The sequence below is a fragment of the Capillimicrobium parvum genome, from assembly GCF_021172045.1.
In the GTDB taxonomy this organism is placed as follows: Bacteria; Actinomycetota; Thermoleophilia; order Solirubrobacterales; family Solirubrobacteraceae; genus Capillimicrobium; species Capillimicrobium parvum.
In genome coordinates this window covers 995,792-1,014,781 of the sequence record NZ_CP087164.1, presented here as the reverse complement: position 1 = coordinate 1,014,781, position 18,990 = coordinate 995,792, and the positions used below count along the sequence as shown (strand labels likewise).

General features: G+C 72.9%; 17 protein-coding genes. 9 read left to right on the top strand and 8 right to left on the bottom strand.

What is annotated here, in order from left to right; translation table 11 throughout:
• Positions 1-149: 149 nt before the first annotated feature.
• Positions 150-902: a tyrosine-protein phosphatase gene (locus DSM104329_RS04975; RefSeq protein WP_259316185.1), complete on the top strand. Its 753-nt coding sequence runs from the start codon at positions 150-152 to the stop codon at positions 900-902.
• 93 nt (positions 903-995) lie between these two features.
• Positions 996-1,691, top strand: a complete 696-nt coding sequence (locus DSM104329_RS04970) for a class I SAM-dependent methyltransferase (RefSeq protein WP_259314289.1) — start codon at positions 996-998, stop codon at positions 1,689-1,691.
• A 90-nt stretch (positions 1,692-1,781) separates the two neighbouring features.
• Here DSM104329_RS04970 and DSM104329_RS04965 read toward each other — a convergent pair whose 3' ends face one another.
• Positions 1,782-2,909: a heparin lyase I family protein gene (locus DSM104329_RS04965; RefSeq protein WP_259314288.1), complete on the bottom strand. Its 1,128-nt coding sequence runs from the start codon at positions 2,907-2,909 to the stop codon at positions 1,782-1,784.
• 395 nt (positions 2,910-3,304) lie between these two features.
• Between DSM104329_RS04965 and DSM104329_RS04960 the strand changes: the two genes are divergently transcribed.
• The 4 genes from DSM104329_RS04960 to DSM104329_RS04945 all read left to right on the top strand — a co-directional run bounded on the left by DSM104329_RS04960 (position 3,305) and on the right by DSM104329_RS04945 (position 6,567).
• Positions 3,305-3,877 (top strand): hypothetical protein, encoded by a 573-nt coding sequence (locus DSM104329_RS04960; protein ID WP_259314287.1) that lies wholly within the window; start codon positions 3,305-3,307, stop codon positions 3,875-3,877.
• Between the two features lie 495 nt (positions 3,878-4,372).
• Positions 4,373-4,840 carry a response regulator gene (locus DSM104329_RS04955; protein WP_259314286.1) on the top strand — a complete coding sequence of 156 codons (468 nt, stop codon included), beginning with the start codon at positions 4,373-4,375 and terminating at the stop codon, positions 4,838-4,840.
• A 169-nt stretch (positions 4,841-5,009) separates the two neighbouring features.
• On the top strand, positions 5,010-5,684 hold the full coding sequence (locus tag DSM104329_RS04950; RefSeq protein ID WP_259314285.1) for a response regulator: 675 nt from the start codon (positions 5,010-5,012) through the stop codon (positions 5,682-5,684).
• Between the two features lie 172 nt (positions 5,685-5,856).
• Positions 5,857-6,567 carry a response regulator gene (locus tag DSM104329_RS04945; protein WP_259314284.1) on the top strand — a complete coding sequence of 237 codons (711 nt, stop codon included), beginning with the start codon at positions 5,857-5,859 and terminating at the stop codon, positions 6,565-6,567.
• On the opposite strand, the gene DSM104329_RS04940 is transcribed toward DSM104329_RS04945, so the two are convergent.
• Genes DSM104329_RS04940 through DSM104329_RS04930 form a run of 3 tightly spaced genes read right to left on the bottom strand, consistent with a single transcriptional unit; the run spans position 6,542 to position 9,582 of the window.
• Entirely contained in the window at positions 6,542-7,273 is a 732-nt protein-coding gene (locus DSM104329_RS04940) for a class I SAM-dependent methyltransferase (RefSeq protein ID WP_259314283.1), read from the bottom strand. The two genes, DSM104329_RS04945 and DSM104329_RS04940, sit on opposite strands and share 26 nt — an antisense overlap.
• A gap of 4 nt (positions 7,274-7,277) precedes the next feature.
• The gene (locus tag DSM104329_RS04935; RefSeq protein WP_259314282.1) at positions 7,278-8,087 is read right to left on the bottom strand and encodes a polysaccharide deacetylase family protein; all 810 of its coding nucleotides are present in this window, start codon (positions 8,085-8,087) and stop codon (positions 7,278-7,280) included.
• Positions 8,074-9,582, bottom strand: coding sequence for a lipopolysaccharide biosynthesis protein (locus tag DSM104329_RS04930; protein ID WP_259314281.1), 1,509 nt, complete (start codon positions 9,580-9,582; stop codon positions 8,074-8,076). The genes DSM104329_RS04935 and DSM104329_RS04930 overlap by 14 nt, the downstream gene beginning before the upstream one ends.
• A 145-nt stretch (positions 9,583-9,727) precedes the next feature.
• On the opposite strand from DSM104329_RS04930, the gene DSM104329_RS04925 reads away from it, so the two are divergent.
• Both DSM104329_RS04925 and DSM104329_RS04920 read left to right on the top strand, forming a co-directional pair.
• On the top strand, positions 9,728-11,983 hold the full coding sequence (locus DSM104329_RS04925; protein ID WP_259314280.1) for a glycosyltransferase family 4 protein: 2,256 nt from the start codon (positions 9,728-9,730) through the stop codon (positions 11,981-11,983).
• Positions 11,984-12,003: 20 nt separating this feature from the next.
• The gene (locus DSM104329_RS04920) at positions 12,004-12,825 is read left to right on the top strand and encodes a polysaccharide deacetylase family protein (RefSeq protein ID WP_259314279.1); all 822 of its coding nucleotides are present in this window, start codon (positions 12,004-12,006) and stop codon (positions 12,823-12,825) included.
• On the opposite strand, the gene DSM104329_RS04915 is transcribed toward DSM104329_RS04920, so the two are convergent.
• The 3 genes from DSM104329_RS04915 to DSM104329_RS04905 are packed head-to-tail and all read right to left on the bottom strand — an operon-like array spanning position 12,792 to position 15,354.
• Positions 12,792-13,319 carry a glycosyltransferase gene (locus tag DSM104329_RS04915; RefSeq protein ID WP_259314278.1) on the bottom strand — a complete coding sequence of 176 codons (528 nt, stop codon included), beginning with the start codon at positions 13,317-13,319 and terminating at the stop codon, positions 12,792-12,794. The genes DSM104329_RS04920 and DSM104329_RS04915 overlap by 34 nt on opposite strands.
• Positions 13,316-13,831: a UDP-N-acetylglucosamine transferase subunit ALG14 gene (locus tag DSM104329_RS04910; RefSeq protein WP_259314277.1), complete on the bottom strand. Its 516-nt coding sequence runs from the start codon at positions 13,829-13,831 to the stop codon at positions 13,316-13,318. The genes DSM104329_RS04915 and DSM104329_RS04910 overlap by 4 nt, the downstream gene beginning before the upstream one ends.
• Positions 13,831-15,354, bottom strand: coding sequence for a sugar transferase (locus DSM104329_RS04905; protein ID WP_259314276.1), 1,524 nt, complete (start codon positions 15,352-15,354; stop codon positions 13,831-13,833). Before DSM104329_RS04905 ends, DSM104329_RS04910 begins: the two co-directional genes overlap by 1 nt.
• 278 nt (positions 15,355-15,632) lie before the next feature.
• Between DSM104329_RS04905 and DSM104329_RS04900 the strand changes: the two genes are divergently transcribed.
• The gene (locus tag DSM104329_RS04900) at positions 15,633-17,153 is read left to right on the top strand and encodes a serine/threonine protein kinase (protein ID WP_259314275.1); all 1,521 of its coding nucleotides are present in this window, start codon (positions 15,633-15,635) and stop codon (positions 17,151-17,153) included.
• Here the strand turns inward: DSM104329_RS04900 and DSM104329_RS04895 are convergent.
• On the bottom strand, positions 17,089-18,957 hold the full coding sequence (locus tag DSM104329_RS04895) for an O-antigen ligase family protein (protein ID WP_259314274.1): 1,869 nt from the start codon (positions 18,955-18,957) through the stop codon (positions 17,089-17,091). The genes DSM104329_RS04900 and DSM104329_RS04895 overlap by 65 nt on opposite strands.
• Between the last annotated feature and the right edge of the window lie 33 nt (positions 18,958-18,990).

The window sequence follows — 18,990 nt, the reverse complement described above, 5'->3', positions numbered from 1 at the left end:
TCGAGCCGCCCCGCGCGCATGAGCGCGGCCCAGCGGCTCGCCTACGCATGTCAGGTGGCTATACGCAGGACGAGGCCAGGGTCTGCCACCCTGCGCTGCGTGGCGGCCCGGGATGTCCGGCGCGGACAGGGGCACCGGCGGTGATCGACATGCACTTCCACATCCTGCCGCGGGTCGACGACGGGCCGCCGGACATCCAGCGCAGCATCGATCTCGCGCGAGCCGCCGAGTCCGACGGCATCCAGCTCGTCGCGGCGACTCCGCATCTGCGCGAGGATCATCCGGAGGTGCGGGCGGCCGAGCTCGCGGCGCGCTGCCAGGAGCTCAACGCGGCGCTCGCCGACGCCGACGTCGCGCTGGAGGTCGTCGCGGGCGGTGAGCTCGACGTCCTGTGGGTTCAGGAGGCCGACGAAGATGACCTGCGGCTGGCGTCCTACGGACAGCGCGGGACCGACGTGCTGCTGGAGACGCCGTACGGCGCGATCGCGCCGTCGTTCGATGCCGCCGTCGAGCGGTTGCAGACGCTCGGATTCCGGATCCTGCTCGCGCATCCCGAACGCAACCGCGCGTTTCAGCAGGCACCGGATCGCCTGTTGGAGCTCGTGCGCGACGGCGTGCTCATCCAGGTGACCGCCGGGTCGCTGGTCCAGACGCGGCGCCGGTCGCGATCGCACGAGCTCGCCGTCCAGCTCGTGGAGCACGGGATGGCCCATGTGATCGCCTCGGACGCGCACTCAGCGGGGGAGTTCCGCCCACCCAACCTGTCGTCGGGGGTGGCCGCGGCGCGCGCCGTCGACCCCCGGGTCGCGAGCTGGATGGTCCTCGACGCACCGCTCGCGATCCTGGCCGGAGAGCCGCTGCCGGCGCGGCCAGGCGCTTCCAGGCCCCGCCGCCGGGCCTGAGCGGCGGACGCGTCAGACCTCGGCGGCCCGGTCCGTATCACGGCGAGAGCCCGGCAAGTTCGACCAGCCGCCCCTACCCAGGACCGATCCGTCATGTCCACGACGCTCAGCAGGCGTGTCTCGCGGGCCATCGCCGACCCGTATACGCCCTCGTCGCTCGGCGCCCGCCGGCGCAGCAGTCGCTGGGACGAGCTCCTGCGGCGGTTCCCGGAGCTCGACCAGATGCGCATCGTGGATCTCGGAGGCGACATGCGGGCCTGGAGGCTGGCGCCGGTCCAGCCGCGCGAGCTGGTGCTGCTCAACCGGTTCGCGCAGAGCGACGTCGACGGCGGCGGCAACGGCAACGGCTCGGTCAAGGCGGTGGTCGGCGACGCCTGCTCGCTGCCCGCCGAGCTGCGCGGCGAGCGCTTCGACCTCGTCTACTCGAACTCGGTGCTCGAGCACGTCGGCGGCCACGACCGCCGGCTCGCCTTTGCGGCCTCGGTGCGCGAGCTCGGCGACGCCCACTGGATCCAGACCCCCTACCGCTACTTCCCTGTCGAGCCGCACTGGCTGTGCCCGGGCCTGCAGTTCCTGCCGGTGCGCGCCCGCGCCGAGGTGACGCTCCGCTGGCCGCTCGGGGGCTACAGCGCCGTGCGCGAGCTCGACCAGGCGGTCCGCTGGGTGCTGGCGACCGAGCTGGTCTCGGTCACGGAGCTGCGCCACTACTTCCCGGCCTCGGAGATCTGGCGCGAGCGCTTCCTCGGTCTGACCAAGTCGCTCGTCGCGGTGGCGGGAGGAGTTGGGTGAGAACCCAGAACGGCCGTGCCGCAGGATGCGGCACGGCCGTCGGGGCCCGTCACACGGGCGCGATCGGCGCCCGGAATCGCTGGTCGCCGGTCAGCTGACGACCAGGCTGCGAGCGACCGACGACTTCTTTCCGTCGGAAGCGGTCACGGTCAGCGTCACCTTCTTCGTCCCGGCGTTCTGGAACTTGAACGTCGGCCTGACGCCGGTGAGCGTGGTGTAGCCGTCCAGCGACCACGAGTACGACGCGGCGTTCTTGCTCGCGGACGCGTCGAACTGGACAAGCTGGCCGCGCTTCGGCGCCGTCGGAGCGAACGTGAAGGCGGCGCTCGGCGCAGTCACGGGCGCGGGCGCCGGTGCGGGCGCGGGCGCCGGTGCGGACGCCTCGACATCCGCGCGGGTGGTGCCCACCTTCGCGCCGTCGTAGTACGCGTCGACCGCCCCCGACGCCGAACCCCTGGAGCGATAGCTGTTCAGGAAGAACTGATACGGCCCCGTTGCGTCCGAGTGCATCGTCTGCGTGGACAGGCGGGTCACGCCGGCATCACGCGCCGCCTGGCCGTAGGGACGGGGGGAGAAGCGCTGCTGCACGCCGTCGAGCCAAAGCTCGACGAAACCGCTGCTGTCCTTCGCGAACCGCTTGTGGACGATGAACGTGTACCAGTGGTCGCGCTGAAGCGGCTTGCTCCACACCCAGTCGTAGCCATACTGCGCTCCGCGAGCAGCGATGACCTGGTCGTTGACGACACCGAAGCTGATCGGCGGCGAACCGTTCCACGGCGCGCCGTAGTCCTCCTGGAAGACGAACCACTGGTCGGAGCTCGAGCTGTCCATGAACTTCGGGAAGCCGGCCGGGAAGTACACGCTGAAGCGCTGCCAGCGCTCGTGGCCGTGCTGGAACGCACCCGGGGAGGAGGCGGAGTTGGCGATCTGCGCGCGGGGATTGCGCGTGGGCGTGCACGGCGACACATCCGAGTCGAGGACGCGGAAGCGCAGCGCGTGGCTGCCCGAGATCGGCTTCGGCCAGGTCGGCTGCGAGGCGGCGGAGTACACGGTGGCGCGGTCGGGCGAGCACATCTGCTGCAGTCCCCACTGCGAGAGGTTGCCGGTGTCCAGGTCGCCGTCGAAGACGACCGAGGCCTGGGCACCGGCGGGCACTGCGAGGGCGAACGCGCACAGCGCGAGCGCCCGCCGCAGCATTGAATTGCGTCGGAACTTCAAGGCAACTACCCCTGCTTTTGCGTAGGGCCGGACACTCGCCGCGCAGAGCTGCGCGGCGATGGCGACCGGCTTTGGTCTCTGTGATCGACGACCAGGCCGTCGCGTGCACAGGCAGCCGGCCGCGCCCCGTCGCGGTCGGACGGTTTCGTCGGTCGGCTACGTCGAACCCGCGGCGGAGTCTTCGTCGGCCCCGCAGCCCCGAAAACTAAACCTGGTTCGTCCTTGAGCGGACAATTCTCGCAGAATTCGATCGAGAAGTGCCCTACGACCCCCGAAACCGCTAGTTTGTTGCGTCGAACGCGCGTCGTCAGGCCCCTCGCGGACTGGACTTGCGCGATATGATCAAACGGTGCTGACCTTTGACGGCGCCTTGGGGTTACCTGCCGACTCGAGACATGGATGTCACGGCCAACACGAACGTCTTCCCAGGCGCAAGATCCTCGCTTGAGGCTCGTTGCAGTGGACATGACGATCGTTCGGATCGAGGAGCGCGCATGACCGCTGGAAACGGAGGACGGATCTCTGGCCCGATCGCGGTGGCCGTGGTCACCGGTGACCCCGCCCGCCTTCACCGGCTCATCGCTCTGCTGGAGACCGACGCGCGGCTTCAGCTCGTCCACTGCGACGGCAGCGACGTCGACGCGGTGCACGCGATCGCCGCGCGGCCGCCGGAGGACAACGGCAGCGCCGTCGTGGTGGTGGACGTGCCCTCGCGACTCGGCGACGACCTCGAACTCGTCCGATTCATCTCGAAGGGGACCGGCGAAGCCGCGATCGTCGTCGTGGGCCCCGAGCCCGACCTCGCACTCGCGACGCTGATCGCGGGCGCCTCCGGCGTCGTGACGCGCGAGCCGTCAGCCCAGGAGCTCTGTGACGCGGTCGCGTGCGTCGCGGACGGTGACGCGGCCGTGACCCCGGAGGTCGCGACCAGTCTCGTGCGCCGCTATCAGGGGTTCGACGAAGACTGAGCCCCGGGCCCGCGTCCAGGGCGGACGTCCCGAGCAGTGGGGCGAGCACGGCGGCGAGCCTCTGCGCATCGAGGGCGTCCCGTTATGCGGGGATTGGTCCGCCCGCCAACATCGGCCGCCGCCGTGCCGCACCCGTGCGTCCCGCCCGGCAGGCAGTTCTCCGTGGCGATCGGTTCGCCGCGTTCGGCGATCACCTTCGCCACCGGGGTGGCGAAGGAGAGGGAGCCGCCGAACACCGGCGCGACCACGACGAGACGCATGGAGGCATCATGGGCGACGGGTTCAGCGCCGGGGTGCCGAACCTCTCCACCGCTTGCGGGAAACTCCTGCAACCCGACAGGGAGCAAGCTCCCCACTGAGCGCCTCCCCACCCGCTCGGCGGCATTCGCATCAGCACTGGGTACGACGCCCGCGCCCGGATCGGGGCAGATCCCTCCGGAGGTGCGGAGATTTCTCCCCCCGCGCCTGCCCGGCGGACGACGCACCATCCCTGCTATGTCCGCCGAGACAGTCGACGCCGGGCCACCCCTGCGGCTCCTGATCGCGGACCGCAGTCCCGGGGAGCGCCGGGCGATCCGGAAACAGCTCGCGCACGCGGGCGGGATCGACGTCGTAGCCGACACGGGGGACGGCGAGGAGCTCGTCCGGCTCGTGCACCGGCATGCCCCGGCCGTGCTCGTCACCGATGTATCGCTCACACGCCGCGACGGCCTGGACGTCGCGCAGGCGCTCCGGTCCACGGCGCCCGGCGTGCACATCCTGTTCTTCGCCGCTGCGTCGACAGCCGAGCTCGAGCTCGCGGCGCTGCGCACCGGCGCGCTGGGGTTCCTCGTAAAGGGACGCGACGAGCCCGGGCTCGCGGCCGCGGTCCGAGCGGTCGCCCGCGGCGAGGCGGCGATCGCCCCGGCCACGGCGATGCGCATCGTCGAAGGCCTGCGGCGCCGGGCGCCGGAGAGCGCGTGACCATGCTCCGCGAATGGCGGTGAGGAACCCACCCGAGCAGGCGGGGCTTCCTGCCACCGGAGCCTCAGGGATTCCCCCGTAGCTTCCCGCGGCCGGGCGGTTAGCGTGCGCCCGTCGCTCGCGCCCACTAGCGGGGGATGTTGTTTCTGTGCCGAGACCGGAGGACGGAGTGTCCGTCGAACCGAACAGCCGGCAGTCGAGGCAGGTGCGGGTCGTCGTGGCCGACGACGACCCCCTCGTGCGCACCGCGGTGCGACGCGCGGTGACCGGCGATTCCCGCATCCGCGTGGAGGGGGAGGCGACCAATGCTCATCAGGCCCTGGACCTGATCCGGCGCCTGCGGCCCGACGTCATCCTGCTCGACTCCGATCTTCCGGGACCTGACCTCATCAGCATCACGCGGCGGATCCACGGCGTCGCTCCGGATGTGGGTGTCGTGGTCTTCGCGAACGGCAGCGACGACGAGCAGGCGCTCCTCGGGCTTCGCGCCGGTGCTGTGGGGATCCTCGGCAAGGGCGTGCCCATGGACGCGCTGGCGCGGTCGCTCATCGCGGTCAAGCGGGGTGAGGCGCCGATACCGCGCCGCCTCTCCGCGGCGCTCATGCGGCGTGTGCGCGAGACGCCTGCGTCGGGCCTCGGCCTGCGACCGGTGCGCAGCACGCTCACCGCGCGCGAATGGCAGGTCATGGATCTGATGTCCGCCGGCGAGAGCACAGCCGCGATCGCCAAGCAGCTCGCGGTGTCGGTCGAGACGGTGCGCAGCCATATGAGAAGCGTGTTTCTCAAGTTCGGCGTTCATTCCCGCGAGGAAGCCGTCGATGCTTGCCGGCGCCTGCGGGCCTAAAGGGCGAGGAGGCGATTTCTCCCCGACAGTTCTGGCTGAATCCTCGCTCACCGGGTAACAACGTGCTTCAAACCCGCCAGGAAATCGACGCGGGCGAGGTCGGCGAGTAAGCTGTGCGCCGAGCCGACCTTCCGGCGGGGGCAGGCGCAACGAGAGGCACAGCGGGAGAGCAATGGCCGGAGGGGCAACCAACAGCGGCGACCCGACCCCGCTCGCCGATGGCGAGCGGCTTCGGGTGATCATCGCAGATGCCGATCCGCTGGCTCGGCGGGTGGTACGCGAGGAGCTGCAGGCTCGGCGGGAGTTCATCGTGACGGCCGAAGCGGCCGATGGCGTCGAGGCGCTCGAGCTCGCGACGCACTACCGCCCCGAGCTGCTGATCACGGAGGTGACGCTTCCGCGCATGGACGGCATCGAGCTCGTGCGGCGCCTCGTGGAGCGGGCACCGGAGGTCCGGGTGCTCGTCTTCGCCGTGGCCTGCGAGCCGGCGGTCGAGCTACGGGCCGTCCGAGCCGGCGCGCGCGGGTTCCTGTCCAAGGACGTCGGTGTGCAGGCCGTCGCCCAGGCCCTGCACGGCCTCATGCGCGGCGAGGCCGCGATCTCACGCGCGCTGACGATGCGGCTGATCGAGCGCCTGCGTCAGTTCCCGGAGGCCGGGACCGGAATCCGGCCGGTCAAGAGCAACCTCACCGACCGCGAATGGGAGGTCCTCGACCTGCTCGTCGCCGGCCTGACCACGAGCGAGATCGCGGACGCGCTGTTCCTCACCGAGGACACGATCTACAGCCACATCAAGAACCTGATGCGCAAGCTCGAGGTTCGCACGCGACAGGAGGCGATCGAGGTGGCGACCCGCCTCATCGAGAGCTCGCGCGCGACGTGAACACGGCGGCGGGCTCGTTGACCGCCGACACCAGCAGCGAGAAGCCCCCGAGCGTCCGGGCCACGAACGCCGGCGGCAGGACCCGACGCGGCAGGCGCGCCACGCGCGCCTTGAACGACTTCACCGGCAGGTCGACGGTCACGCGGGTGATCTCGGTCGCGGTCACGGCGTAGCCCGCGTCCTCGATGGTCGCGACCGCTGTCTCGGGCGTGAAGTAGTGCAGGTGACCCACACTGCGCCGGGCGTGCATGAGCCGGTCGCGGCGCAGCACGCTCTGCACCGACAGATCGAGCGGGATGTGGAGGATCGTGCGGTCCGCTCGCGCGCGCAGCCCGCGCAGGAAGCCGATCGGGTCCTCGACATGCTCGATGACGTCCATCAGCAACATCAGGTCGAAGCGCTCGCCGGTCTCGGACGCGTCGCCGAGTACGAACTCGAGTCCGGCGGTCGTGCGGCCGAGGCACAGCTCGTAGGCCGCCGGGGCGATCTCGAAGCCGACGCTGCGGTCCGGCTCGAGCCGGTCATGCAGGATGCGCAGGATCTCCCCCGCGCCGCAGCCGACCTCGCAGATCGACCGCGGGCGCCACCCGCCGAGCGCGTCCACCACCAGATCGGCCTTCCAGGGCGAGTGCGAGACGTGCCAGTCGGGGTTGGCCTCCCGGTATTCGGGCCCGGTGTAGCGCTCGGTCGTGTCGTGCATCGTCATCCGATCAAGCTCCTCGCCCGAGCATTCCTCGGGCCGCCGTCAGGACGGCCCCGATCCCGGCGTCCGCCAGCGGATGCGCCCGTCGCCACGCGCGCCTGCGCACGACCTTGGCGTCCTCCCCGTGGTACACCCCGACCCGGGGCCACAACAGCGGCAGCGGCGGCGCCGCATGCCTCGGCAGGGTGGCGCCGAGGGCGAACCCCGCATCGCGGGCCGCGGCGGCCACACGCCCGTCGACGTCACCGTAGGGGTAGGCGATCGAGACGCAGCGCCGGCCGAGGGCATCCTCGCAGTCCTCCCGGGACCCCCGCAGCTCCGACGCCAGATCGGCGTCGCCGAGATGCGTCAGCCGGGGGTGAGACCGCGTGTGGGAGCCGATCTCCCACCCACGCCGCGCCAGCCGGCGCAGCTGGTCCCAGTCCATGCACGCGAGCTCGTGCTCGTGCTCGGTGCCGAGCCAGCGGGAGTAGCCGTCCCAGTCCAGCGGGCGGCCCGACGCCGGGTACGCCGTCGGGACGAACACCGTGCCCGGAAGCCCCATCCGCTCAAGGATCGGCAGCCCCAGCTCGAGGACCGAGCGGTGCGCGTCGTCGAAGGTGACCACCAGCGTGCGCGGATGGCGCGGGGCGGTCAGCGCCTCCGTGAGCGTGGCGCCCCGGAACCCGCGCCGCACGAGCGCGGCCAGCTGCTCGAACAGGTCCCGCGGCCGGACCGACGTCGCCGCGGGCCAGGTGTCGCTGACGGAGTGGTAGCCGAGGATCAGGATGCGCCGCCGCGACCGGCCGACAGGCGCGGCGCCGTCAGAGCTGTTCATTCGCGAGCCGGGCTCCTCTCATCGGTCGCAGCGTCATCTTCGCCGGCAGGAAGCCCAGCCGGCTGGCGATCGGCCAGTAGATGAGCGTGTAGCCCGCCGTTATCCCGATGACGAGGAAGATCGACGTGAGCCGGAGGGGCTCACCCCATCCGAGGAGCAGCACCCACACGCCGATGATCGCGGCCACGCCGAAGGACAGCAGGGCCGGCGGGACGACGGCGGCGAAGTAGTCGCTCCACGACAGGCCGTACGCCCGGTTGTAGCGCACGATGAAGACAGCGCTGCCCAGCGACAGCGCGAGGACCGTGCCCGCGAGCACGCCCCAGAACCCGAACACCGGTGCGAGCGCCAGGGTCAGCGCCACGTTCGCGCCCGCCGTGACGATCGAGTTCGACGCCACCAGGCCCGGGCGCCCGTCGCTGGTCGCGATGTTCATGGCGACCTCGCACGACGTGCCGAAGAGGTACGAGATGGTGAGCAGCACCACCACGCCCGGCGCATGGAGCGGCACGTCACCCAGCCAGGCCTTCAGCAGCAGCGGCGACATGACGCAGGTGAGCGCATACACCGGGAAGGCGAGGCCGACCGCCACCCGGGTGTAGCGGCGGTAGATGCGCCGCAGATCATCGCGTCCGTGCTGGGCGATGTGCGCGGCGAACGTGGGGATCATCGCCGCTATCGACAGCAGCCCCACCGACCGGACCGCGCTGACGACGCGGGCCGCGATCTCGTAGCTGGCGGCCGCGCGCACGCCGACCGCGAAGGCCAGGATGATCTTGTCGGTCTGCAGGTTGATCAGGTCCGACAGCCCGTGGAGCTGGGCCTTGACGCCGAAGGATGTGATCTCGCGGGCGCGCCGTCGCGACGGCCAGGCCAGCGGGACCGACCCCCACACGTGCCGGACGCTGGCGATCGCGGCGCCGATGCCGACCATGTACGACAGGGCGTTGGCCACCGCGTAGGTCGGCAGGTCGGGGTACAACAGGAGGGCGGCCAGGCTGAACGCGAAGTTCACCACGTTGGTGAAGAGGTTGGCCACGTTCGGCGGCACCATCTGCCGCAGCCCGATCTCGACCGAGTTGAGTACCCGCCGGTATGCCGTGAACGAGAAGACCGCGACGGAGCTCAGCAGGACGATGCGCAGGTCTGCCTCGCTGATCACACCGAGGCTGTCGGCGAACAGCGGCAGCGTCACGAACGCGAGGCCCGTGGCGATGATGGTCACGACGGTGATGGCGATCAGACCGAGACCGATGCTCTCGGCGATCGCGTGGTCATCGCCCTCGACGTCGTACATGGCGACGAAGCGCGACAGGGACCGCGTGATGCCGAAGTCCGCGAGACCGGCGTACGTGGCCATCGCGCCGGTCACCGCCCAGACCCCGAACATGGTGAGTCCCAGCTGGTGGAGCATCACCGGCGCGATCAGGAGGCTGAACAGATAGGAGCTGAGCAGGTTCAGCGACTGCGCAGCCGTGTTCTTGAAGAGCGACATCGCAGAGCGATCTCGGCGGGAGTCCGCCGTCCATGTCGCTCTACGCGCACGATCGCCGCCTTCTGACGCTTTCGGACGAGCCGTGGATGCCGCGCCGTACCCGGGTCATGAAACCGCGGGACCGTGCGTAGGAAGCGGCGTGGAGATGACGAGGCCCCGCCGACTGCTGCTCGTGCTCTCGAATCTGGGCACCGGCGGAGCCGAATGGCAGGTCCGCCACCTGGCCCGCGGCCTGGCGCAGCAGGGCGACGACGTGACGGTCGTGGCGCTGGGACGCGTGCTGCCTCCCGTCGAGGCGCTGACGTCGGCCGGCGTGCGCATCCTCGAGCTCGGCGCGTTCGGACCGCGCGCCCGGCTCCTCGCGCTTCCGCAGCTCACACGGCTGGCGCGCCGGGCCGACGTGGTGCACTGCACTAGCTGGGACGCCACCCTGTACGGGCGCCTCGCCGCGTTGCTGGCCCGCCGGCCGGTGGTCGTGTCCGACCACGCGACCGACCGCCGCATCCACGTCTCGCGCCAAGGCGCGCCCCGCGGGCGCTGGGTCTCCGCCCACCACCGCCTGCTCGGCCCGCTGACCGCGACGACGGTGGTCTGCGCGCGCTCGCAGGAGCAGCTGCTCGCCGCCGAGGGCGTGCCGCGCGACCGGCTGGTCCACATCCCCAACGGGATCCCGCTCGACGAGGTGCGGGGCGCGGCGGGCCGCGGGCCCTCACGGGCGGAGCTCGGGATCCCCGACCAGGCGCTCGTGGTCGTCCACGTCGCCCACTTCCGCACCGAGAAGAACCAGGAGCAGACGCTCGAGACCGTCGCGGCACTGCGAAACGCCCTCGGCGACGTGCGCGCGGTGTTCGTCGGCACCGGGCCGCGCGAGGACGAGCTGCGCACCCGCGCGCAGGCGATGGGTGCCGACTGGGCGGTGTTCCTCGGGCGCCGCGGCAACGCGCCCGGCGTGATGGCGCTCGCCGACCTGCTGGTCCTGCCGTCGCGCGCCGACACGATGCCGATGACCATCCTGGAGGCGCTCGCGCTCGGCGTCCCGGTCGTCGCCTACGACGTCGGGGACGTCGGCACGGTGCTCGCGGCGACGGGCGGCGGCGTCTGCGTGCCGCACATGGACGATGCCGCGTTCACCGCGGCGTGCGGCCGGGTCCTCGCCGACGATCGCCTTCGGCATGAGCTCTCCGACCTTGGCCGGCGGGGAGCCGCCGGCTACGACGCGGACACCATGGTGCGGCGCTATGCCGACGTGTTCGCGTCAGCGCTGCCCGGGCGGCCCGCACCCATGTCCCGTCTGCGGGTCGCCCAGGTGGGGCCGGACCTGCATGGCCGCGGCGGGATGCCCGCGGTCATGCAAGGTCTGTTCTCGTCACCGCTCGCCGAGCGCCACCAGCTCGACTTCATCGCCACCTATGGCACCGCGACGTACGGCGACGCCGATCCATGGCGCCGCGCGGCCACGTTCGCCGGCGGCCTGGCGCGTCTGGTGGGCTGGTCGCTGCGGAGAGGCCGGCGCCTCGTCCACATCCACACGGCCACCCGCGGCAGCTGGTACCGCAAGAGCGTCTGCGTGCTCGCCGCGCGCGCGACCGGCCGTCCGGTCATCCTGCACGTCCACGCCGGGCCGGGCGACATCGCGGCCTTCTGCGAGCGCATCGGGCCCCTGCGGCGTCGGCTGTTCGCCTGGGCATTCCGCGCCGCCGACCGGGTGGTCAGCGTGTCGAGCGCCGGGGCCCTTGAGATCGAGCGCGGGCTCGGCGTGCATGGCATCGTCGTCGTGCCCAACGCCGCGCCGCCGAGGCCCGCGGCCGCTGCGCCGCGCCCGGCCACGGCGTCGGCCCCGGGACGCGACGCGGTCGAGGTCCTGTATCTCGGCGGGTTCGCCAACCCGGCCAAGGGCGGCCACGTGCTCGTCGAGGCGCTGCCGGAGCTCCTGGCCGCCGCGCCTCGCGTGTCGGTGACCATGGCGGGCCTCGGGCCGGCGCCCGAGCTGCGCGACACCGGGGGCCGGGTCAGGTGGCTGGGCTGGCTCGAGCGCGACGCGGCCGGTGCCGCCCTCGCCGACGCAGATATCGTCGTGCTGCCGTCGATCTCCGAAGGGCTGCCCGTCGTCCTGCTCGAGGCGCTCTCGCAGGGGAAGGCCGTGGTCGCCACGCGCGCGGGCGGGATCCCGGAGGTCATCAGCGACGGCGTCGACGGCGTGCTGGTCGACCCCGCCGATCCCGTCGCGCTGGCCCAGGCGCTCGCGCGGCTGGCGGGCGACGCCGCCCTGCGCACGCGGCTGGGCGCCGCCGCCGCCGCCCGGGCCGACCGGCTGGGCCACGAGGAGGTCTACCAGCGCCTCGACGATCTCTACCGCGAGCTGGCACCCGCACCTCCTGCGGTGAGTGCCGGCGTGCGATGACGGGAAACGGAGCACGACCGGTGCGCGATCCGCTGCGCAACCGCACACACGATGCGGTCTTCCTCGCCTATCACTCGGTGGCCGACCGCGGCCCGGCATGGTCGTCGGTCCCCGTCGAGCAGTTCGAGCGCCACCTCCACCTGCTGGCGCGCTGGGGCTACCGCGGCGTCGGCGGGCGCGAGCTGCATCAGCTCGCCGCCGGCTGCCGGCCCGAACGGCCGTGGGCGTTCCTGACCTTCGACGACGGGTTCGCCGACAACGCCACGACGGTTGCGCCCCTCCTGCGCGAGCGCGGCTGGTCGGCGCTGGTGTTCGTGCTGCCGCCCGCGGTCGACTCGGGCGCGGCGTTCGACTGGCCCGAGATCCGGCCGCGCCGCGACGCGCACCCCGAGGTCATGCGGTCGCTCGACTGGCCGGCGGCCGAGGCGATGGCCGAGGCCGGGATCGAGTTCGGCAGCCACACCAACCGGCACCTCCACCTCCCGGCGCTGGGCGACGACGAGCTGCGCGACGAGCTGCTGGACTCCCGCCGCCGGATCATGGAGCGGCTCGGCCGCTGCGACTCGCTCGCCTATCCCTTCGGCGAGTGGGACCCCCGGGTGGCGGCTGCCGCGCGGGATGCGGGGTATCGCCACGCGTTCACGCTCCCGCGCCAGGGCCAGGCCACGGCGGACCTGCTGTCTATCCCGCGGGTCGCCATCGACCACCGCGACGACCGCAGCCGCTTCGCGCTGAAGCTCTCGCCGGTCGGACGGGGACTCCTGCTCTCGCCGGCGCGGACCTGGACCGACACGGTCCGCCGCCGCGGCTACGTCGCCGCCGAGCGCCGCCCCGCGGCGTAGGGCGCCCAGCGCGGCGCCGCCGACCCGAGCGGCTCGCCGTCGAGCGCCCGCCGGACCGCCGCGGGCAGGGTCCCGGGCCGCGCGGCCGCCACCGGTCGCCGCGGCGGGACGGCCCGTACGGCCCCCAGGAGCCCGGCGACGTCGAGGACGGCGATGGCGTCGTCCTGCTCCTCGAGCGCACGGGCGAACTGCACCTGATGATCGTCGACGTGCTCGCCCAGGCGGCGCAGTCGCGGCACCATCACCGGCACGTGCCCGGCGCGGCGGGCGACGAGGAAGCTGCCGACGCCGGCGTGGGTGACGACCACGCTCGCGCGCTCGACGTAGGCGACGGTCTGCGCGAACGACAGGTACGGGACGGCCACCGCGGCCTCGGGCGGCGCCGGAGCGCTGCCGTGCTGCACCACGAGCTCGTCGACGCCGGCCAGCGGGCCGACCGCGGCGAGCAGGCGCGTGAACGGCTGCTGGTGGGTCCCCACGGTGACGAAGATCACGACAGGACGCTCCCCGCGTAGCGGTGCCGCCGCCGCAGCCGGGCCCCCGGCCACTGGACGAAGGACTCCGACGCGAACGGGTAGATCAGCTTCGCGCTCAGCGACGCCGAGTCCAGCCTGGTCAAGCTCTCGACGTAGACGCAGCGGCGGCCGAGCAGCCGGCCGACCCAGAAGAACGGCACGCACACGCCCGCGCCGGTCGAGAGGATGGCGTCGGGATCGCGCGCGCGGATGATGCGCCACGCCAGCGGCAGGTTGCGGACGAGCATGCCGAGGTCCCGGTTGGTCGGGCCGTGCGCCAGGTCGACGGCCCGCCCTTCCAGGAGATGCTCGACGTCCGCGCCGGGCAGGGTCACCCAGCTCGTGTGCAGGCCGTCCCACGCCGGCTCGAGCGCCAGCAGCTGCTGGAGATGGCCGCCCGGCGAGCAGACCAGCAGGACGCTGCGCGCGGATCCGCGGACGCGGCGGAAGCCGAGACGCCGCAGCAGCGACGACCGCGGCGCGCCCGCCATCACAGCCCCGCGCGCGAGAGCACGAGCGGGATCGTCCGCAGGAGCAGCTTGACGTCGGTCCACAGCGACCAGTTCGCGACGTAGAGGTAGTCGATCGCGAGCATTTCCTGCAGCGGGATGCGGGCCGACCCGAGGACCTGCCACGGGCCGGTCATCCCCGGGGTCAGCCTGAGGCGGCTGCGGTCCAGGCCGGTGATCTTCGCGTCCTCGTCGGTGACCAGCGGACGCGGCCCGACCAGGCTCATGTCGCCGCGCCACACGTTGAACAGCTGGGGCAGCTCGTCGAGGCAGCTCCGGCGCAGGACCCGGCCGACCTTGGTCACGCGCGGATCGCTGCGGATCTTGAACAGGCCCTGGGTCTCGTTGAGGTGCGCCAGCGATGCCTTCATCGCCTCGGCGTCGCAGACCATCGAGCGGAACTTGATGATCTCGAAGCGACGCCCGTGACGACCCACGCGCACCTGGCGGAAGAACACCGGCCCGCGCGAGCTGCAGCGCACCGCCACAGCGATCCCGAGCATCAGCGGGGCCAGGAGCACGATCGCGACCGTGGAGCCCACGATGTCGAACGTGCGCTTCAGCGCACGCGACGAGCGCCCAAGCCCGGCGGAGCGCACGGCGAGGACCGTGAGGCCGTCGAGCTGATCGAACGCCACGGCCGACCCCACGACCTCGAGCAGCCGGGGGATGAGGCTCACGCGCAGCCCGATCGCCTTGGCCACCCGGACGATCTCCAGCAGCTCCGTCGGGTCGCTCTCGAGCGGGGCGATGACGACACGGTCGACCTGATGGCGGTCGACCTGTTCGCGGAAGGATGCGACGTCGTCGCGTCCTTCACCGGGATGCAGTCGCATCGAGGTCACCACTGCGGCCTTCGCCGGGCTGGAGGCCAGCTTCGCGGAGACCGTCGCGATGCTCGCCTCGTCGCCGATGACCATGCAGCGCTCGACCGTGGCGAGGCGCCGCGCGATCCACCGCGCCGCGACGCGGCCGGTGAACAGGAAGGCGAACGTCGCGACCGCGAGAAGCAGGACGCCCGAAAGGCCCACGGATCCGGGCAGCAGCTGCGACACGAGCAGCGCGAAGAGCGCGCTCACCTGCGCCAGCACGGGCGTCTCCTCGAGCGTGGACTTCTGCAGGACGAGCTCGTCGCGCTCGTAGAGCCCCGCCGCCTTGTTGACGACCACCATCGCCGGCTCGGCGATGAGGATGGCCCAGCCCACCTGGTCGTTGCTCACGACGACCGCCGCCGCAACGATGAAGGCCGCGACCAGCGCGTCGGCGACGATCAGCGCGCGCCGGTGCAGTCCCTCGCGTACGAGCGTCCGCGGCGCCCGGCGGCCTTCCTCGATCGGGGCCGCACAGACCGCGCCCGTGCCGTCGAGCCGCTCCGCCAGGCCGCCGCGAAGCGCGCGCCCGCCGATGCCGGCTCGGCGCACGCGGCGCTCGAAGCGGCCCTCGCCGACCGTCGTCGTCGTCATGGCGCGGGGCGGCCTCGGCCGCTCGCCGTCGTTGATCTGCATCCCTGCCGTCATCGAAAATCACACCCCTGCGCTTCGAACGCGGCTCGTTGTTGCCCGGACGATTACGCGCAGTGGCCCAGCTTTCTGACGTGCGGCTCGAAGGTGCGCCGTGATGTACCGTGATCGGCCGGACATGCCGTCAGCGCGCGAGGTCGGGAGCCCCGCCGGGCATGTGCGCTAGGAGTGTTCGTGGGCCCATCTCCAGACGCCGTTCCGGCGATCGAACAGCAGGCTCCTGCCGGAGCGGTCTCCGGTCCGGGACCACGATGATCGGCCGGGTGCCGTCATCCCGGCTCGCCGTCGCGCCGTTCGAGATCGAGCGGGCGCTGGACCACCAGCCCGGGGTGTTCGCCGCCTACGCGGCCCGGGACCCGCGACGGGACGACGAGGTGCTGCTGCGCGTCCTCGTCCATCTCGCTCGGCGCCCGGCCGGGCTGGGCGCCTTCTCCGACGCGGTGGCGCTACGCCGGCGCCTGCGCCACCCGGGGCTGGCCGAGGTGATCGACGCCGGGCGTTCGCCGCACGGGCCCTGGATCGCCACGCGCCCCGCGCCGGGACGGACCCTCGACGACCTGCTGGCCGCCGAGCGCCGGCTGTCGGCCGAGCGGACGATCGCGATCCTCGCCGCGATCGCTGCCGCGCTCGACGCCGCGCATGCGGTCGACCTTGTCTGCGACTCGCTGACCGCGCACGCCATCCTCGTCGGCGGCGACGCGGGGCGCGAGGATGCCGGCGTCCTGGCCGACGTCGGACCGCGCTGGCCTGGCTCGCTACGGCCCGGTCGGCTCCTGGGCGACGTCGACGGCCTGGCCCCGGAGGAGATCCGCGGCGAGGCGCCGAGCCCGCGCAGCAACGTCTACTCGCTCGCCGCGCTGCTGGTCCGCTGTCTGACCGGCGACCCGCCCTACACCTCCGGATCGCGCGCAGGCACGCTGGGCGCCCATCTGTCGGCGTCGCCGCCGAGCGTCTGCGAGCGCGTTGCCGGATCGCCGCCTGCGCTCGACCAGCTCGTGGCCTCGGCGCTGGCCAAGGACCCCGCCGCGCGTCCGTCGACCGCGGGCGAGCTCGTCGCCCGTGCCGCGGACGCCCTCTGCGTCGATGCGCCCTTGGTGCCGGCCTGCGGCCCGGTTTCGGATCCGCCCGCGGCTTCGCCGATCCGAGGGGCCGCCGCGGGGGAGGTGGCGTCGCGAGGCGAGAACGTGCCACCACCGCGCCGCTCCCGGGCCCGTGGCACCGTGCGCGCACTCGCCGTCGGGATCCCGGCCGTGCTCCTGATCGGCCTCGCCCTGGTCGCCGCCCTGCGCTCGGCCGGCGGCGCCGAACAGGGGACCCCCGCGACGCCGGGACGCACCGCGCAACAGCTGGGGCCCAGGGTGGCGTCGGCAACGCTCCTGCCGCCCGGCGGCCAGGCCGGCGCGACGGCTCCCAGCGGCACGACACGCGTCGAGGCACTGCGCGGGCGTCGCGTCATCACGATCGCGGCCGAGGGCCTGGCGCCCGAGCCGCGCACGCCCGTCGCGGCGTACGCGGTCTGGCTCGTCAGGTCCAGCAGCGACGCCCTGCCGCTCGGCTTCGTCGTGCCCCCGGTGGGCACCAGCGGCCGCTTCGTCAACCACCGCGACCTGCCGGCGGGGGCCGAGCGCTACCGCGAGGTGGTCGTCACCCTCGAACACGCGGTGCACGACACCCCGGAGGGGCCGGTCGTCCTGCGCGGCCCCCTGCGCCTGCCCGACCTCACGGCGACCGGGCCGCAAGGGCGCGGGCCACGCCCGGCTGGAAGATCGGGGCGCGGGGGTTGAGCGCCCGCGCACGGCGGACATCCGCCAGCGCCTGGGCGACGTTGCCACGCTCGGCGTCGATGCGGCCGCGGACCAGCCACGGCTGCCAGTTCACCGGCTCCAGCCGCGTGGCCCGGGCGGCCGCCGCGCCCGCCGCCGGCAGCTGGCCGAGCTGCTCGAGGACCAGGGCGCGCTGCAGATGGGCGCTGGCCGACCAGGGCTCGGCTTCGGCGGCCGCGGTGGCCGACGACAGCGCGTCGACGAGGCGTCCCTGGCCCGCCGCCCGCTGGCTCGTGCGGATCTCGGTGGCGGCGACGAGCACCGGAAGCTGGACGACGATCGCGACGGCGGCGAGGATCCCGACACGCACCCGCACCGGCCAGCGCGGGCGCGGCAGCGGCAGTCCCGGCGGTGCCGCGCCGAGCGTCCCGGCCACGAGGGCCAGGCAGGTCACCGCGGTCGACTCCCACATCCAGTCGACCCCGGCGGTGACGCAGAACACGACGAACGCGACGGCGCATCCCGCGGCCACGGCTCGCGCCGTGTCGTCCGTCTGACGCCGGATGCTGCGCAGGGCTCCCGCCAGCAGCGCCGCGAGCGCCGCGATGACCATCAGCGCACCGGGGATCCCGAGCTCGGCCAGCGCCTCCAGGTAGAGCGAGTGCGCGTCCAGCACGTGACCCGAGCGGTGCGGATCGCGGTTCCAGGCGAACTCGAACGTCCCGGCGCCGATGCCGGCCAGCGGCCGGTCGGTGAAGGAGTCGAGCGCCGCCGTCCAGAGCAGTCGTCGTGTCCCGGACAGCGAGGTCAGGCGCTGGACCGGATCGCTTCCGGCCGGCTCCGAGCCGCGCTGGAAGCTGTCCCACGCCCGCGGGCCCGCCAGGATGGCCACGACCAGGATCGCCGCCAGCGACCCGGCCAACGCGATCCGGGCGGCGCGGAGGGGCGTCCGGACCCGCCGGAGCCGCTCGTGCGGGCCGACGAACGCCACCGCCACGGTCAGCAGACCCACCAGCGCGAGCACGAGCACGACGCTTCCGCGGCCCGCCGTCCCATTCCCCCGGGCGATCTCCGGAGCGCCGCGGATCGTGAGAACGGCCGCTGTCGCGCCGACTCCGGCGATGAGCGCGTTGGCGGCCACGAACCAGCGCTGCGGGGACAGCGCGACCACCAGCACGACCACGAGCACGACGCCCAGCGCCGCCGTTCGCGAGTACGTCAGGTACACCACGACGGGTGCCAGCGACGCGATGCAGAGCGCGGCCGCGCGCAGCCATCGCCGCCGGGCGTGGGCGCTCAGGGGCAGCGCCAGGGCGAGCGTCATCGCGCCCCAGCAGCCGACGGCGTTCCAGTAGTTGAACGGATACGCGAGGCGCGTGGTGTCGTAGGAGCCGCTCGTGCTCTGCGTGCCGAGCAGCTCGGGGGCGACGCGAGACAGCAGGGCCAGCAGGCACACCACACCAGCCACCGCGGTCAGCAGGACGACCACCCGCGTGCGGTCGCGCGCGCCGAACGACCAGGCGACGAGCATGACGAGCCCGGCGTAGCTCAGGACCCGCAGCGCCTCCTCGAGCGTGCGCTCGGCGCTGTCGGTCCAGAGCAGGCCCAGCGCGGTCCAGGCCGCCAGGCCCAGCAGCCCCGCGACCGCCAAGCGGACCTCGACCGACCACCGGTGGCGCGGCAGGAGCCCGAACGCGACGGACAGCCCGATCACCCACCAGACCGCGATCGCGTCCTGCGTACGGGGGATGACGGCGTAGGAGCCTCCGCGCAATGCCGCGACGAGAAGCCCCGACGCGATCAGCACGGCGAGCCCGATCGTCACGCCGGAGCGCGGCCACTCGGTGTCATGAACAGC

What these genes read in the sequence shown, in the direction of transcription:
- DSM104329_RS04955 (WP_259314286.1), top strand. Translation starts at nt 4,373, where the DNA reads ATGTCCGCCGAGACAGTCGACGCCGGGCCACCCCTGCGGCTCCTGATC.
- DSM104329_RS04945 (WP_259314284.1), top strand. Translation starts at nt 5,857, where the DNA reads ATGGCCGGAGGGGCAACCAACAGCGGCGACCCGACCCCGCTCGCCGAT.
- DSM104329_RS04940 (WP_259314283.1), bottom strand. Translation starts at nt 7,273, where the DNA reads ATGACGATGCACGACACGACCGAGCGCTACACCGGGCCCGAATACCGG.
- DSM104329_RS04960 (WP_259314287.1), top strand. Translation starts at nt 3,305, where the DNA reads ATGGATGTCACGGCCAACACGAACGTCTTCCCAGGCGCAAGATCCTCG.
- DSM104329_RS04970 (WP_259314289.1), top strand. Translation starts at nt 996, where the DNA reads ATGTCCACGACGCTCAGCAGGCGTGTCTCGCGGGCCATCGCCGACCCG.
- DSM104329_RS04975 (WP_259316185.1), top strand. Translation starts at nt 150, where the DNA reads ATGCACTTCCACATCCTGCCGCGGGTCGACGACGGGCCGCCGGACATC.
- DSM104329_RS04935 (WP_259314282.1), bottom strand. Translation starts at nt 8,087, where the DNA reads ATGAACAGCTCTGACGGCGCCGCGCCTGTCGGCCGGTCGCGGCGGCGC.
- DSM104329_RS04930 (WP_259314281.1), bottom strand. Translation starts at nt 9,582, where the DNA reads ATGTCGCTCTTCAAGAACACGGCTGCGCAGTCGCTGAACCTGCTCAGC.
- DSM104329_RS04905 (WP_259314276.1), bottom strand. Translation starts at nt 15,354, where the DNA reads ATGCAGATCAACGACGGCGAGCGGCCGAGGCCGCCCCGCGCCATGACG.
- DSM104329_RS04925 (WP_259314280.1), top strand. Translation starts at nt 9,728, where the DNA reads ATGACGAGGCCCCGCCGACTGCTGCTCGTGCTCTCGAATCTGGGCACC.
- DSM104329_RS04910 (WP_259314277.1), bottom strand. Translation starts at nt 13,831, where the DNA reads ATGGCGGGCGCGCCGCGGTCGTCGCTGCTGCGGCGTCTCGGCTTCCGC.